This is a genomic window from Streptoalloteichus hindustanus, assembly GCF_900129375.1.
Classification (GTDB): Bacteria; Actinomycetota; Actinomycetes; order Mycobacteriales; family Pseudonocardiaceae; genus Streptoalloteichus; species Streptoalloteichus hindustanus.
On record NZ_FQVN01000004.1, the window covers coordinates 63412 to 78074 of the forward strand.

Below are 14663 nucleotides of genomic sequence, written 5' to 3' on the forward strand. Positions count from 1 at the left end.
TTACCCCGTCGGTAACGCGGGCTCCTCTTCCGTGCGGTTGTTCTCGTCGCTGACCGACCTCACCCGAGCCGTCCGGCGTCCCGGGGGCCGGTGGCGGGACGCTTGCCAGCCCAGTCGTGAGTCGCTATAACGGAGATAAGAGGTTATAACGACGATGAGGGGATGTTGCCGCTATGCGGGTGGTGCTGGGTACTGGGCCGGTGGGTCTGTCCCTGGTCGACGAGCTGGTCGGACGCGGGTACGCCGTGCGCGTGGTCAACCGGTCGGGCAGGGCGGAGTTGCCGGAAGGATCGACGCTGGTCAGAACCGACGTGTCCGATCGACGGGCGCTAGCCGAGGTGATCGGGGACGCCGAGGTCGTCTACAACTGCACGCACGTCCCGTACGCGCGGCAGACCACGGTGTTGCCGCTGATCCAGGACTCGCTGATCGACGCGGTCGGCGCGTCGGGCGCGCGGTTGGTCACGGTCGAGACCCTGAGCATGTACGGGCCGTCCGGCGGAGCGCCGATGACCGAGCGCACCCCGCTCGCCGCCACCTCGCGCAAGGGGCGGGTCCGCGCCCGCATGGTCGAGCGCTACCTGGACAGCGGCCTGCCGGTCGCCCTGGGCGTGGCCGCCGACTTCTTCGGGCCGAGGACGCTGACCTCGTCGCTGGGCGCCGCCGTGTTCCCGCCCGCGCTCGACGGCGACCCCGTGGCCGGGTTCGGCGACATCGACCTGCCGCGCAGCTACACCTACGTCCCCGACCTGGCCCGGGGCCTGGCCATCCTCGGTGAGCGCGAGGAGGCCCTCGGCAGGCTGTGGCACCTGCCGGTGGCGCCCGCGCTGTCGACTCGGCAGGTGCACGAGTTGATCGGCGAGATCCTGGGCAGGCCGATCCGGGCCTACCTGGTGGACCGTCCCACGCCGTGGGGGCCGTTCGACGAGCAGTTCATGGCCGAGTACGCGGAGCTGTTCTACTGGCACACCGAGCCGTTCGTGATGGACGACTCGCTGTTCACCAGCACGTTCGGTTGGCACGCCACGCCGTTGACCGAAGCGCTGCGCACGACGGTGGAATGGTTCGTCACGCGGAAACGCACGGTGTTCTGACTGCCGACCGAACTGGCTCCGAAGCCGAAAGCAGCAGATCCGCTGCCAGGCGGCGGATCTGCTGCTCGCGGCGACGGCGACGGCGACGGCGACGGCAGCGTCGTCGTCGGATGTGGTTTACGGAGTGGTCAGCAGCGCCTCCAACGCCACCGCGGTCTCGGGATGACGTTCGAGGAGCGCCACACCCCTCGGCGCGGCAGCGACCGTTTCCCACGGCTCGTCGCAGCCCAGCAGACGCGCCACCGCGTCGCACGTCGCGGGGTGGGCGGCGAGCAGCGCGACACCGCCGCTGCCGCCATTTCCGCCGCTGCCGCCGGCAGACAGGGCAGGACGCACGGCCTCCCGCTCCGCCCGCCACGGCGGCACCCACGCGTCCAACGCCGCGAGCCGGCCGGGGAAGATCCGCCCCGCCTCGCGGATCAGCAGCGGGGCCAGCTCCGCGCCACCGGACCGCAGCGTGCTGATCAGGGTCGGCAGCCACGGCAGCAGCACCGGGTCGGGTAGCTGGGCGAACGCCTTCGACACCGCTTCCACGACGAAGTCGGTCAGCGCCGGAACCGGCTCCAGCGCGTGCAGGAACCCGCTGAGGTACTGCGGATAGGCCGGCACGACCAGCGGGTTGCGCAGCAGCTCGTCGCACCGCGCCCGCAGGTCCGCGCGGGAGAGGCGGCCCAGGTGCACCTGGGCCGCCCACAGCAGCGCCACCTTCGCCAGCTCCTCCGGGTGGGACTGCGCCAGCGCCAGCTCCAACTGGTGGCGGTCGCAGCCCAGCGACAGGGCCAGGCTCTCCATGCTGAACAGGAAGCCCAGCATCGCGGCGACCTGCGGGACGGTCGCGTCCTCGTCGGTGAACGCCGTCGGCAACAGGGTGCAGTAGTGCGCGTAACCGGTCTTGACGAACGACTCGATCCACGCCGGCAGCACCGGTTCGGTGGTGCGGTAGTACGCCAGCAGGCGTCGCACCCGACGCAGGACGTCCGGCGCGCCGTCGACGCTGCGCTCGGTCGCCAGGACCTCCAGGGCACGCGTGCCCAGCTCGTCGGCCAGCCGGCGGCTGCGCAGGTACAGCGTCGCGTCCTCCACGGCCTGCAGGACGGTCGCCGCCGTCGCCCGCGGGTCGTGGGCCGTGCGCCGGAGACGCTGTTCCAGGACCTGTTCGACGCTGACGCCCTCGTAGCCGAGCTCGATCAGCGCCCGTTGGTGCGTGCCCAGCGCCAGGTCCCACGACTCCTGGATGGGCCGCTCGCCCAGCCGCCGCTCGCCCATGATCGGCCGCGCGGCGCCCCGAGGCATCAGGTAGGACAGCATCCACAACACGTCGGAGCAGCGCTCCAACTCGGGCCGCCCGGCGATGTCCAGCAGCGCCCGCCGCACCCCGCGTTGCTGGAGCTTCAGGTTGAGCGGCGCAAGCCGGTCGTGCACGTCGCGCGCCAGGGGCGGCAGCGCGTCGTAGCCGACCTGGCCGATCCGGTCGCCGCCCATCATGATCTCCACGAGCCGGCGCACGTCGCGCCGGCCCGGCACCGTGTCCTTCTCGATACAGGTGATCGCCGCGTCCTGGAAGTCGTACGGCGTGGGCTTGGCCCGGTCGCGCATGCCGGCCAGCAGGATCGACGTCTCGAACACCGCGATGGCGTCGGCCGTGGAGGCGAGGTAGCCGTTGCGGCGCGCCGCCCGCACGATCTCCACCGACCAGCCGAGCAGCTCGGCCTCGTCCAGCGAGTCGAGGACGGGCGGTCGCCGCAGGAACCCGGAGAGCCGGTCCGGCAGCGCGGCGGCCGGCGCGGGGGCGGCCGGTGCGGCGGTCCTCTCCGGTGTCGCCGCCTTCTTCGTACCCGCCTGCCCGGTGAGCCGGAACGGGCGCACCCGCGTGCGCTTGAGGTTCTTCGCCCACTCCGCGGCGGCGATCGACACCGAGCCGGCGGCCAGGCCGAACTGCGCCTCGATCGACGCGTGGCTGGAGGGGATCAACCCGTGCTGCCACGTGCTCCCGCTGGGCGGGCTGATCTCGAAGGTGTCGGCGCCGTGCACGCCGAACTCCGCGACGCGGCTGGCCGCGTGGAACGCGCCGCAGACGTAGAGGCAGTCCGCGGGGTCGACGCCGGTCGCGGCGAGGTGCTGCCGCATCCGGGTCCACATGTAGCGCTCGCGGTCCTCGTCCACGCGCACCCGGTGCGGATCACCGGGAGCCAGCCGCCGGAACAGGCTGCCGATCAGGAGCATGACCTGGCGGTAGGTGTCGTGGTCGCTGTCGCCCAGCGGCAGTTCGACGTACTGGTGCCACCACTCCGACCAGTGCCGCACCCGGCCGTGCCGCAGCAGGTGCTCCTCCAGCTCGGCGAAGCGGGGCCGCAGGTCGCCGATCTCCACGCCGACCGCGTCGCCGTGCAGCGCGGCCTCCTCCTCGGCCGGCGGCGCGTCCGGGTCGGCCGGCTCGTCCGCCGAGGATTCGCGGGGCTGCCACTGGAAGACGTGGTCCGAGGAGCGGTCGACCAGGACCAGTTCGACGCCCGGGGTGTCCAGCGCGTAGGCGATCGCCTGGTACTCGGCCGACGCCTCGGTGATCGGCGCGACGACCGACAGCGGCGCCCAGTCGGCGGGGAAGCCGGCCACCTCCGTCGCGAACGCCTGCACCGCGACCGGAAGCCGGCAGTTGCGCAGTTCGGACAGCAGCGGCGCCATGTCCTCGCACAGCTCCAGGTACACCACCTTCGGCTGCTTCTCCCGCAGCCGCCGCGCCATCGCGAGCGCCGAGGCCGGGGAGTGGTGGCACACCGGGAAGATCTCCAACGGCTCGCGCACCGCGCGGTCGACGTCGTCGACGATGCCGAGCAGGATGCCCTCCAGCGCGTCGGGCCCGTCGGCGAACGCCGTCGCGGCCTCCCGCAACTGGGTGCGCAGCGCCCCGAACGCCCCCTCGGCCACGTCGATCCTGTCGTTCACGGCGCTCACCTCGCTCACCTCGCTCATGACAGGGTCGCGATCGCGTCTCGGCCGCCCTCAAGGAACTCCGGCCAGGAGCCGCCCTCCTCCTTGCTGCGCGGCTCGACCACGCCGTGCAGGTACTTGTTGAGGATGGCCAGGTCCTCCGGCGCGCGCCGGGCCAGCGACCCGACCAGCGAGGAGGCGAGGGTGTGCGCGGTCAACGCCCGCTCGCCGAAGAAGTTGCTGTGCAGGATCGCGTCCTCCAGCACGCCGATCTGCTCGGCGGTGGACAGCGCGGACTCCAGCTTCTCGTCGTCGCTGCCGGCCGAGGCCGCCGACGCCCGCAGGTCGGCGAAGCTGCGCAGCAGCACGTCCAGCAGCGTCGGCGGCACGTCCAGCTCGATCTGGTGGCGGCGCAACAGCTCCTCGGTGCGGAACCGGACGATCTCCGCCTCGGCCTTCTTGTTCGTCACCACCGGGATGCGCACGAAGTTGAAGCGGCGCTTGAGCGCGGAGGACAGGTCGTTCACGCCCCGGTCGCGGCTGTTGGCGGTGGCGATGACGGAGAAGCCGGGCTTGGCGAAGACGATGTTGTCACTGTCCAGCTCCGGCACGGAGATGTACTTCTCCGACAGGATCGAGATCAACGCGTCCTGGACGTCGCTGGTGGAGCGGGTCAGCTCCTCGAACCGGCCGATCGCGCCGCGCTCCATCGCGGTCATGATCGGCGAGGGGATCATCGACTCGCGGGACTGGCCCTTGGCGATCACCATCGACACGTTCCACGAGTACTTGATGTGGTCCTCGGTGGTGCCGGCCGTGCCCTGCACCACCAGCGTGGAGTTGCGGCAGATCGCGGCGGCCAGCAGCTCGGCCAGCCAGCTCTTGCCGGTGCCGGGGTCGCCGATCAGCAGCAGACCGCGGTCGGAGGCCAGCGTGACGATGGACCGCTCGACGAAACTGCGGTCGCCGAACCACTTCTGCGAGATCTCCCGGTCCAGGCCGTCGGCGCGCTCGGACCCCAGGACGAACAGGCGCACCATCTTCGGCGACAGCCGCCAGGCGAAGGGCTTGGGGCCGTCGTCGACCGACTCCAGCCAGTCCAGCTCCTCGGCGTACTTGATCTCGGCGGGGGCGCGCAGCAGATCGGACATGTCAGGGCCTTTCAGGCGAGGAACGTCTTGAGTTCGTGCACGAGCTTGCGGATGTGGCCGGAGAGCACCGGCGCGCCGAGGTCCTTGAACCGCTCCCGGAACCACGGGTTGACGCTGCCGCGGCCGGAGCTGGTCACCGAGCCGACGGGGATGAACTTCGCGCCCGAGCGGTGGATGGCGGCCATGCTCTCGAACAGCCGCTCGCACTCCCACTCGTAGAAGTCGGAGATCCACACCACCACGGTGTTGCGTGGCTCGGCGATCTTCGGCTGGGCCAGCGCCATCGCGACCGTGCCGTCGGTGCCGCCGCCGAGGTTGGTGCGCAACAAAGTCTCGAAGGGGTCGTGCACCCACGGCGTGAGGTCGAGCGCCTGGGTGTCGTAGGCGATCAGGTGGACGTCCACCTTCGGCAGCCCGGCGAAGATCGACGCCAGGATGGTGCAGTTCACCATCGAGTCCACCATCGAGCCGGACTGGTCGACGACCACGATCAGCCGCGACGGCGTGGTGCGGCGCGCGGTGTGGCGGTAGAAGAGCCGGTCCACGTACAACCGCTCCTCTTCCGGGTCCCAGTTGATGAGGTTCTTCCAGATCGTGCGGTTCAGGTCCAGGTTGCGGAACACGCGCTTGGGCGGGACCGAGCGGTCCAGCTCGCCGGCCGTGGCCTTGGCGACCTGGGTCCGCAGCACCTCGGCCACCTCGTCGACGAAGCGGCGGATGAGGGACTTGGCGTTGGCCAGGGCGACGCCGGACAGATTGTCCTTGTCCCGCAACAACTGCTCGATCAGCGACATGCTGGGCGTCAGCTTCGCGGCGAGCTGGGGGTCGGCGAGCACCTCGCGCAGCCGCATCCGCCGAACCAGGTCGGCCTCGATGGCGTTGAGCTCCGGACCGATCTCCGGGATCAGCCGGCTGAGGTCGGGCGCCGGGGCGCCGACACCGGTGCCGGTCGCGCTGACTCCCCGCCCGGGGGCGCGCCCGCCGCGCAGACCGCCGGGCTCGCAGCCCAGCGCGCGCTCCAGCCAGTCCGCGTCGGACTGCCACCGCGCGAGCTGCCCGGCGGTGACGTTGCCGGTGCCCGAGCCGGCGCCGGGCCCCGCGCAGTCGAAGACGTTGAGCAGCACCTTGGACACCAGCGCCGCCCGCCGCACCTCGGCGGCCCGGTCGCGGTCGCCGGCGTCGGGCTCGGGCACCATCAGCCGGTCGAACTCGGCGGCCAGCTCGGGGTGGCGCTGCACGACCGAGTCGATGGAGGTCTGCGGGTCGAGCACCGCCGTCGGCAGCCCGATGTCCTCGACGACGGCCAGGCTCGCCGACTCCAGCGTCGCCTGCTCCTCGCGGTCGAACATCCGGGCCAGCAGCCGCCAGTACAGGACCTGACGGCGGTTGTCGTGGGCCTCGGGCCCGACGGGGTGGTCGGGGGTGGGTTCGGTCATTTCCGCAACAACCTCCCGGCCCGCTCGCGGAGCACCGCGACGGCGTCGGTGGCGGCCTTCTCGGCCTTGACCCCGGCCTTGTCCTTGGTGCCGCCGGCCCACGCTCCGGCGTGGACCGCGACAGTCTTCTTCCGCGCGGTGGTCTCGACGGCGAGCGGCTGGAGGCGGAACGCCCCGGCGTCCCAGCGCACCAGGCCGATGCACGCGTGCGAGGCCGCCACAGCCTCGGGGGTGAGCGGGCCCGCGGTCGGAACGCGGTCGGTGTCGACGGCGAGCGCGTGCCCGGCGACGGCGAACGTCAGGGACTCGTCGTCGGTGTGGACCTCGTAGCCCTCCAGGAACACCGGCACGGCGATCCGCGCCGGGTGCCGGTCCAGCGGCGCGGTCACCGGGGCGACGGCGGTGGGCAGGGCGACGCGGGCCGTGGCGAAGGGGTCGGCGGGTTCGCCCGGCCGGGCGTGCTCGTCGCTCCAGAGCAGGTCGCCTTCGGCGGTGATCGGCATGTCCACCAGGTCCACCGAGCGGCCCTCGCTGACGGCGGTCAGCAGCGACATGTGCGGGCGCAGTAGCTGCCAGACTCCGACGCCGACGACCGTGTCGGGCTTGGGCGCCGAGACAGTCGCCCGCACCAGCCGGGGCGCGGTGCCGTCGGCGGGCTCGAACACCGCGTGGACCTGGGCCTGCGCGGCGGTCGCGTGTTCGTGCAGGTCGACCCCGAGCGGCAGCAGACGTCCCGTGGCGGTGCCGATCGCGGGCACGCCGGCGGCACCGGGCACCGTCAGCAGCGCCGCCCGCGACCACAGGTCGGCCCAGCGGCGCACGGGAACCTGGTCCAGGGACGCGCCGGGGCAGGACGCGGCGAGTTCGGCGGCGAAGCCGTCCAGAACCGTTGCCAGGCGGCGGAAAGCCGGGTCCGGCAGCATCGCGGACACGACCTGCGCCGCACCGGAGACCACGTCGTGGTCGATGCCCTGCCACCCCGCGCGCGCCAGGTCGCACAGCCAGGAACGGGCGGCGGCCAACAGGTTCACCGCGTGCCGCTCGGCGGGCGCGGGCGCCGCCTCCTCGCCGCGGGGCCGTCCGGTCGCCTCGTCGAGCTGGCTCGTCAACGCGTCGTGGACGGAGCCGAGCAGGGCGACGCGGGCGGCGGCGAGGGCGACGAAGTGGTCCTCGCCCGCGGTTCCGGCCGCCGCCTTCTCCGCCGCCTCGGCGACCCGGGAGGCCAGCGGCGACCCCGCGACAGCGCCGGCGAGTTCCGCCAGCCCCGCGGCCTGGGCGGGTTGGGGACGGAGCAGACCGGACACCAGCACCCGGTCGAAGGCCTCGACGGCGTCCAGCGCCTCCTCCAGCCCGGCCACGGGCTCGGCGAGCAGGTCGGCGCGCATCACGCCACCGCCCTGGTCGGCGGGAACCACTGCATCTCCGGCACCGGCAGGGTGCTCGGGGCGAGCTCCAGGTAGGCCAGGTGGCGCAGGAACCGGCTGAACACCGAAGCCGCCGCCGTGCTGCTCGCCTCCGACGGGCCCGTCGCGGTCATCGCGTCGGCGATGGTGTGCGCGGTCGGCTGCTCGTCACCGAGGTCGACCCGGAGGTAGCGGGTGACGCGCTCGGCGCCGTACTGGAGCACCGCCTCGGTGATCAGCGCCCGGATGTGGTTGCAGAACCAGCCCCGAGCGCCGCCGCAGGGCCGGTTGTTGTTGGTGCTGCACGCGAACGCGTACGTGCCGGCCGCGACCGACGAGACGTAGACGCGCTCGATGTCCGAACCACTGGACACCACACCCTGCAGACGCCCGTCAGCCAGCTCGACGAACGGGACCTTGGCGAGCTTGCGCGGCCGTGCGGGCGGAACCACCCGTGCCACGCTCGAACTCTCCCAATTCGACAACGCACCGTCTCCCATGCGTAAAGAGGACTTCCGCGCTCCCGGCGGAACACGGCAGAACATACTTCCGCCCACCGACAAAACTGATCACGGGTCCGGTGACCTGCGCCCTCGCCGCCCCTCTGGGCCGTTCGGACGAGCCCTCGATGGTTCCCGTGGGCGACTCGGAGGCGCTGTCGGTGGTGGGCTGTAGCGTGTGTGAGCTGGAACGTCGCAGGTAGGGGACAGTTCGAGCCACGTGCGTGATCACCAGTGGCCACGCGGTGAGAAGTTCATTTCTTCTGGTGTTTTATCAGCGAAGGCGTGTATTCACCCCGGCCTGTCGGGGCGCCGGTGTATTGGGTGCTGGATTGGCCGAACGGGAACACGCTGGAACGACGAGTCACTCACCAGTGCCCGCGTGAGTCCACAGTGGTCCGAACGGTCCAGTGCCGTTGCCGCGCCGGCGCGAGGTTCGCCGTCCTCACGAGCGTCGTCGCGGCACCCGCCGCTCGCTCGACCCCAGCGCCTTCCTACCATCGCTGTTGATCTCCGCCAAGGCGAGGAGTGAACTCCATGTCATTGTCGTTACGGCTTGTCACCGCGCTCGCGCTCCTGTCCACCGGCCTGCTCGCGGGCGCCTTCGGCTACGGGGCCGTCAACGTCGCGACCACCTTCAACGTGGTGCCGCTCGACGTGCGCCTGATCTTCCACTCGGCCCTCATGCAGATGAACGGCCCCGTCATGCAGACCACGATGGCGCTGGCCGCACTGAGCTCACTCGCCCTGGCCTGGCTGGCACGAGGCGCGCCACGCCACCTGGCGTTCGGGGCCGGCGCCCTGGCCGTGGCCTCGTTCCTGATCACCCGCCTCGGCAACGTGCCGATCAACGGCCAGATCAAGGTGTGGGCGGTCAGCGTGCCCCCGCCCGACTACGCGTCGATCCTGCACCGGTGGGAGACGTTCAACATCGCGCGCACCATCACCGCGCTCGCCGCCTTCCTCCTGATCATCTCCCTCGCCGTCCACGCCACCCGAACCCCGAAACCCACCCCCGACCCCGAACTCCCCACCGCAGCCTGACGCCCCTCGGCGCACTGCCCACAGAGGACAGTGCGCCGAGTCCACAATGGAGCGTAAGGCGCGAGGGTGATCGGTTCAGCAGCGGTTTCTTTGCCGGAGAACGAGAAGGTCATCCAGGGCGACGGTGATCGCAGTGCCAGCAACCGCCACGGTGACGACGCCCGAGGCGGGAGGTTCGAGTTGGTACCGACCGGTGTCGTCGATCGGGTCGATCCGGTACACGGTCAACGCGGACGGACGCCGCTGGATGTCCACAACGCACGTCATGGGGATGTGGTTCGCGGCGTACTCGGTGGGCTTCTTGGCGTACTCGCGCAGTGCTGACTCTCCCGCCGAGACGATCTCGACGGCGAGGAGGACATCACTCGCGGGAACGCGGGGGACGTCCCGCTCCGCAGAAGTCACGATCAGGCTCGGGACGCGACGAGCCGAGGCGCCCACGGGAAGTTCGACCACCACCTCGGGGTAGAGGCCCCACCGGTCAGGAAGCTGCGCGTCGAGTTGTGCCGTGAGGCGGTGAAGAGCCTTCGCGTGTGACGTTCCTGGCCGCTCCCTCTCCAGCAGACACCCGTCCTCGATCTCCCGGCGCAGCTCGTTGTCGACGGGCAGGGCGTCGTACTCGGCGATGGTGACGGGAAGTCCATCGCAGCTGCTCGAACTGGTCGCCCTTCGAGGGCGGTGGGTCACTCGGAATAGCCTTGCGGGTGCGCGTCCGCGACGACGGTGAGCACGATTCCGTGCTCCAGCAACGCCTTGGCCGCCGCGAGCACCATGGTGAACCCGCCCATGGAGTCGATGGCCCGCGCGACGGCCTCGTCGGCGGTCCCGCCGTACCCGCTCTCGGTGATCTTCACCAGGGTGTGGCCGTTGTCCCCCGGGATGAACCGCCACTCGACCTGGGTGGGCGCGTCGGGGTCCCACTCGACGAGAATCCGCCGGTTCTCCTCGGCCTCCCTGACGCTGACCTCGGTGGAGACGCCGTACATCTCCCATTCCCAGGTGACCCTGGCGCCGGCCTGGAGCGGACCGCTGCTCCGGGTGAACCAGAACTTCGTCGTGATCGCCGGATCGGCGAACGCCCGGAACACCTCCTCAACCGGCCTGCGGATCACCATCTGCGCCCTCATGACCGGTGGCCTGGTCAGTTGGTCAGTGTGCACGGGGACTAGCTCCTTCCGTGAAGGCGAATGACCGACGCGCCCGTCCTGCTCGCCGTCGGACCGGCGATCAAGATCGTGCCGTGGCGGAAGCCCAGGACCTCCATCCGACAGGAACGCCCCCTGTCGAGCAACGCACGTTCGCCCAATCGAGGAAACCCGGAGGTAGGTTATCGGCACGGCTCCCGACACCGCGTCGACCTCAGTCGTCCACGCGGTCTCAGCTTTCAGTTGTGCTGATTGAGGAATCTGTGGCGGAGCTACCCCCGCGTGCGCGGGGCCGACAGGATTCGATGACACGGATCGTGCCTTTGAGGGGAACCATCCCCGCGTGCGCGGGGCCGACCGCTCGCTCGCGTGCCGACGCCGCCTCGCGCGGGAACCATCCCCGCGTGCGCGGGGCCGACCGCTCGCTCGCGTGCCGACGCCGCCTCGCGCGGGAACCATCCCCGCGTGCGCGGGGCCGACCGCTCGCTCGCGTGCCGACGCCGCCTCGCGCGGGAACCATCCCCGCGTGCGCGGGGACGACCTCGTGGCTGACCCAACAGCCTGGCTGCCCTGGGAACCATCCCCGCGTGCGCGGGGACGACTCCGCTGGCGTTCATCCGGGTGTATCAGGCTGGGAGCTACCCCCGCGTGCGCGGGGACGACCCGAAGGCGAAGGAGCTGCGCCAGGGGCTCAGCGAACCATCCCCGCGTGCGCGGGGCCGACCCCAGCGCTGCGGGGCTCGACGACTACCGGATGGAACCATCCCCGCGTGCGCGGGGCCGACGTCGCTGATCAGGCCGGACGGGCGCACCGGCACGAACCATCCCCGCGTGCGCGGGGCCGACCGATCGAGGATTACTTCACTATTGAGGACTCTGGAACCATCCCCGCGTGCGCGGGGCCGACCAGTCGTCGTCTGGGGGGAAACAGTGATCAGCGGAACCATCCCCGCGTGCGCGGGGCCGACGCACCACGAAGCAGCGTGAACCGGCCAGACAGGGAACCATCCCCGCGTGCGCGGGGCCGACGGCCGAAACGTCCGGGGGCACAGGACGATGAGGAACCATCCCCGCGTGCGCGGGGCCGACCGGGTCTGGATGTGCGACCCGAAGAAGGTGGAGGAACCATCCCCGCGTGCGCGGGGCCGACGCCTGGTCGCCCACGAGATCGGCGACCACTGGAGAACCATCCCCGCGTGCGCGGGGCCGACACCCGGACCCGGATGCGTGCAGCCATATGAACCGAACCATCCCCGCGTGCGCGGGGCCGACCAACCTCGGCCACACGGGGCATCATGCGTGTGGGAACCATCCCCGCGTGCGCGGGGCCGACGGAGGACACAGAAACGTCCGACTGAATAGACGCGAACCATCCCCGCGTGCGCGGGGACGACTTCTGATGGGCGCCGAGGCCGTCGCGGACGCGGGAGCTACCCCCGCGTGCGCGGGGCCGACATTTTCTGACCTGGGGTTTTGTTGGGCGTGGTGGCCTGTTTTGACCATTTGCTTTCGGCAAGTGGTGGGGTTGGGGTCCTTCGCGGGGCTGGTTGGGGATGGCGGTGTCGGGGCGTGGTCACGAAAGGGGTCCCGCTTTGTCCTGTTCACCGGAGTCGGAGGTCGCGGCACACACTCTCACATCGCCTTCCTGATGAGGGAGGCCCGTCGGGGAGCGGGGCGGGAGACCACGATCCCCGACGGGCCAGTCGGGATCCTCGGCGGGCGTCGGGGTGCGCCGGGCGCTCGCGAGGGAGAGTCCATAGTGGACAGAAGGGTGGTTAGGCCTCGCTGTCCACGGTGTTGGGGTTGGCTTCCGCGCCCTCGGTGCTGAGCAGGACGACGGTTGCCGTGGGGGCGATGTTCAGGGCGGTACGGCGGTCGGTGTGGGCGAGCGTGTTGCGGAGTCCGGCCAGGGCGGCGGCGCCGCAGGGGCCGGAGGAGACGCCGAGGTGGGCCAGGGTTCGGGCCGCGTCGGCGCTGTCGCGGTCGGTGATGGCGACGGCGGCGTCCAGGCCGTCCCGCAGGATGGGCCAGGCGAGGGCGGATGGCGTGCCGCAGTTGAGGCCGGCCATGGTTGTCGTGCCGGTCTCGACGGTGACCGGACGGCCCTGGCGCAGGCTCTCCAGTACGCAGGCGGCGGAGTCCGGCTCCACCGACAGCAGGGTTGGGTTGCCGGGGCGGCTTCGGTAGTGGGTGACGGCGGCCTGCGCGAGTGAGCCGACGCCGACCGGCACGGCGAGCAGGTCGGGTGATTCGACGCCGGCTGCCCGGAGCTGGTCGTCGGTCTCCTCGAACAGGGTTGAGTACCCCTCGACGATCCAGCCGGGGATTTCCTCGTAGCCGGGCCACGCGGTGTCCTGCACCAGCACGCTGCCCGGGGCGCGTGCGGCGTCGGCTGCCCGGCGGACCGCCTCGTCGTAGTCGCCGTCGACCGGGGTGACCTCGGCCTGCTCGGCGGAAATGGCCGCGATCGCCGTGGGGTGGACGCCCCGGGGGACGAAGATGTGGGCTTGGTGGCCGAACAGGCGGGCCATGCGGGCCACGGCGCGGCCGTGGTTGCCGTCGGTGGCGGTCACCAGTCGCACCTCGGTGCCCGGCGTCTGGCTGGACAGGACGCGGTGGACCGCCCACGACGCGCCGAGCGCCTTGAACGCGGGCAGACCCAGTCGGTGGGACTCGTCCTTGACGAACACCCGTCCCACGCCGAGTTCCGCGGCCAGTGCCGGCAGTTCCACCAGGGGAGTCGGCGCGTACCCGGGCAGGCCGGCGTGGAAGCGCCGGACCTCCGCCGGGGCCGGGGCGCCGGTCCACAGGGGACGGTCGGCTCGCACGAACCACGAGCCGCGGATGCTCTCTGTCACACGACCAGCGTGCCGCCTGTCTGTTCGTCGGTCCAGCGAATGTTTCCGACGGATATCGTTCGGGAAAACCGACGGATCGGAGGAGCCGTGTTCGACCTTCACCGGCTGCGGCTGCTGCGCGAGCTCAAGCACCGGGGCACGATCGCGGCGGTCGCGGCCGCCCTGTCCTACAGCCCCTCCTCGGTCTCCCAGCAGTTGTCGCTGTTGGAGACCGAGGTCGGTGTTCCCCTGCTGGAGCCGGTCGGGCGACGGGTCCGGCTCACCGCGCAGGCCGAGATCCTCGTCGGCCACACCGAGGCCGTGCTCGCCCGGCTGGAGCGGGCCGAGGCCGACATCTCCGCATCGCTCACCGACCTCACCGGCACCCTGCGCGTCGGGTCCTTCCAGACCGTGTCCCTGACCCTGGTGCCGGCCGCGTTGACCCTGCTCCGCGAGGCGCACCCGCGCCTGCGCGTGCACGTGACCCAGGCCGAGCAGGAGACGACGCTGCCCGCGTTGCTCGCCCGCGACTTCGACCTCGTGGTCGCCGAGGAGTACCCCGGCCACCCCCGTCCCCGCCCCGCCGAACTGGAGCTGGCGGACCTGTGCGAGGACCCGCTGCGCCTGGCCCAGCCCGGGGAGGCGGGCCCGGCGGGGCCGACCGAGGCGTTGCGCGCCCTCGCCGACCACGCGTGGATCATGGAACCCGTGGGCACCGCCGCCAGGAGCTGGGCGACGGCCCTGTGCCGGCAGGCGGGGTTCGAGCCCGACGTGCGGTTCGAGTCCACCGACTTGCTGCTCCACGTGCGGCTCGTCGAGCAGGGCCACGCCGTGGCGCTGCTGCCGGATCTCGTGTGGGGCGGCCAACCGCCGACGGTCGCGGTGCGCGGGCTTCCTCGCGGTCACCAGTCCCGCCGGTTGTTCACCGTTGTCCGCCGAGGACGCGGCGAGCATCCCGCGATCCAGGCTTTCCGTGCGGCGCTGAGGACTGCGGCCGAGAACCTGATCGGCGGTGGCGGGCCCGCCCGACGGCGGCGACCGCGGTCAGCGGGACCAGCAACACCGCGCCGATGAGGAACAACGAGGAGTAGCGGCCCCGCGCGGCACCGTCGGCGGCCACGGCGG

General features: G+C 71.6%; 11 protein-coding genes and 1 CRISPR repeat array. Of the genes, 3 read left to right on the forward strand and 8 right to left on the reverse strand.

What is annotated here, in order from left to right; all coding sequences use genetic code 11:
• Positions 1-173 precede the first annotated feature (173 nt).
• Complete coding sequence (locus tag BUE43_RS13175; RefSeq protein ID WP_073482881.1) at positions 174-1094, forward strand: NAD-dependent epimerase/dehydratase family protein; 921 nt, start codon at positions 174-176, stop codon at positions 1092-1094.
• Between the two features lie 117 nt (positions 1095-1211).
• Here BUE43_RS13175 and BUE43_RS13180 read toward each other — a convergent pair whose 3' ends face one another.
• Genes BUE43_RS13180 through BUE43_RS13200 form a run of 5 tightly spaced genes read right to left on the reverse strand, consistent with a single transcriptional unit; the run spans position 1212 to position 8473 of the window.
• Positions 1212-4037, reverse strand: a complete 2826-nt coding sequence (locus tag BUE43_RS13180) for a DUF5682 family protein (RefSeq protein ID WP_234995705.1) — start codon at positions 4035-4037, stop codon at positions 1212-1214.
• Positions 4038-4060: 23 nt separating this feature from the next.
• Entirely contained in the window at positions 4061-5173 is a 1113-nt protein-coding gene (locus tag BUE43_RS13185; RefSeq protein ID WP_073482883.1) for an ATP-binding protein, read from the reverse strand.
• A gap of 11 nt (positions 5174-5184) precedes the next feature.
• Entirely contained in the window at positions 5185-6609 is a 1425-nt protein-coding gene (locus BUE43_RS13190; RefSeq protein ID WP_073482886.1) for a vWA domain-containing protein, read from the reverse strand.
• Positions 6606-8024, reverse strand: a complete 1419-nt coding sequence (locus BUE43_RS13195; protein WP_073482889.1) for a hypothetical protein — start codon at positions 8022-8024, stop codon at positions 6606-6608. The genes BUE43_RS13190 and BUE43_RS13195 overlap by 4 nt, the downstream gene beginning before the upstream one ends.
• Positions 7994-8473: a hypothetical protein gene (locus BUE43_RS13200; RefSeq protein WP_234995706.1), complete on the reverse strand. Its 480-nt coding sequence runs from the start codon at positions 8471-8473 to the stop codon at positions 7994-7996. Before BUE43_RS13200 ends, BUE43_RS13195 begins: the two co-directional genes overlap by 31 nt.
• Positions 8474-9049: 576 nt before the next feature.
• On the opposite strand from BUE43_RS13200, the gene BUE43_RS13205 reads away from it, so the two are divergent.
• Positions 9050-9556 (forward strand): anthrone oxygenase family protein, encoded by a 507-nt coding sequence (locus BUE43_RS13205; RefSeq protein ID WP_073482894.1) that lies wholly within the window; start codon positions 9050-9052, stop codon positions 9554-9556.
• Between the two features lie 75 nt (positions 9557-9631).
• Here BUE43_RS13205 and BUE43_RS13210 read toward each other — a convergent pair whose 3' ends face one another.
• The 3 genes from BUE43_RS13210 to BUE43_RS13220 all read right to left on the reverse strand — a co-directional run bounded on the left by BUE43_RS13210 (position 9632) and on the right by BUE43_RS13220 (position 13559).
• On the reverse strand, positions 9632-10243 hold the full coding sequence (locus BUE43_RS13210; protein WP_073482896.1) for a Uma2 family endonuclease: 612 nt from the start codon (positions 10241-10243) through the stop codon (positions 9632-9634).
• Positions 10240-10716, reverse strand: coding sequence for an SRPBCC family protein (locus BUE43_RS13215; protein WP_200797499.1), 477 nt, complete (start codon positions 10714-10716; stop codon positions 10240-10242). The genes BUE43_RS13210 and BUE43_RS13215 overlap by 4 nt, the downstream gene beginning before the upstream one ends.
• A 254-nt stretch (positions 10717-10970) precedes the next feature.
• Positions 10971-12156: a CRISPR direct-repeat array (repeat unit 28 nt; unit sequence GAACCATCCCCGCGTGCGCGGGGCCGAC).
• 320 nt (positions 12157-12476) lie between these two features.
• On the reverse strand, positions 12477-13559 hold the full coding sequence (locus tag BUE43_RS13220) for a pyridoxal-phosphate dependent enzyme (RefSeq protein ID WP_083959645.1): 1083 nt from the start codon (positions 13557-13559) through the stop codon (positions 12477-12479).
• 87 nt (positions 13560-13646) lie between these two features.
• On the opposite strand from BUE43_RS13220, the gene BUE43_RS13225 reads away from it, so the two are divergent.
• Positions 13647-14612 (forward strand): LysR substrate-binding domain-containing protein, encoded by a 966-nt coding sequence (locus BUE43_RS13225; protein WP_083959646.1) that lies wholly within the window; start codon positions 13647-13649, stop codon positions 14610-14612.
• Positions 14613-14663: the final 51 nt, after the last annotated feature.

Excerpts from the sequence above, each read along its gene's own strand:
- BUE43_RS13175 (WP_073482881.1), top strand. The coding sequence starts at position 174 with ATGCGGGTGGTGCTGGGTACTGGGCCGGTGGGTCTGTCCCTGGTCGAC.
- BUE43_RS13205 (WP_073482894.1), top strand. The coding sequence starts at position 9,050 with ATGTCATTGTCGTTACGGCTTGTCACCGCGCTCGCGCTCCTGTCCACC.
- BUE43_RS13190 (WP_073482886.1), bottom strand. The coding sequence starts at position 6,609 with ATGACCGAACCCACCCCCGACCACCCCGTCGGGCCCGAGGCCCACGAC.
- BUE43_RS13185 (WP_073482883.1), bottom strand. The coding sequence starts at position 5,173 with ATGTCCGATCTGCTGCGCGCCCCCGCCGAGATCAAGTACGCCGAGGAG.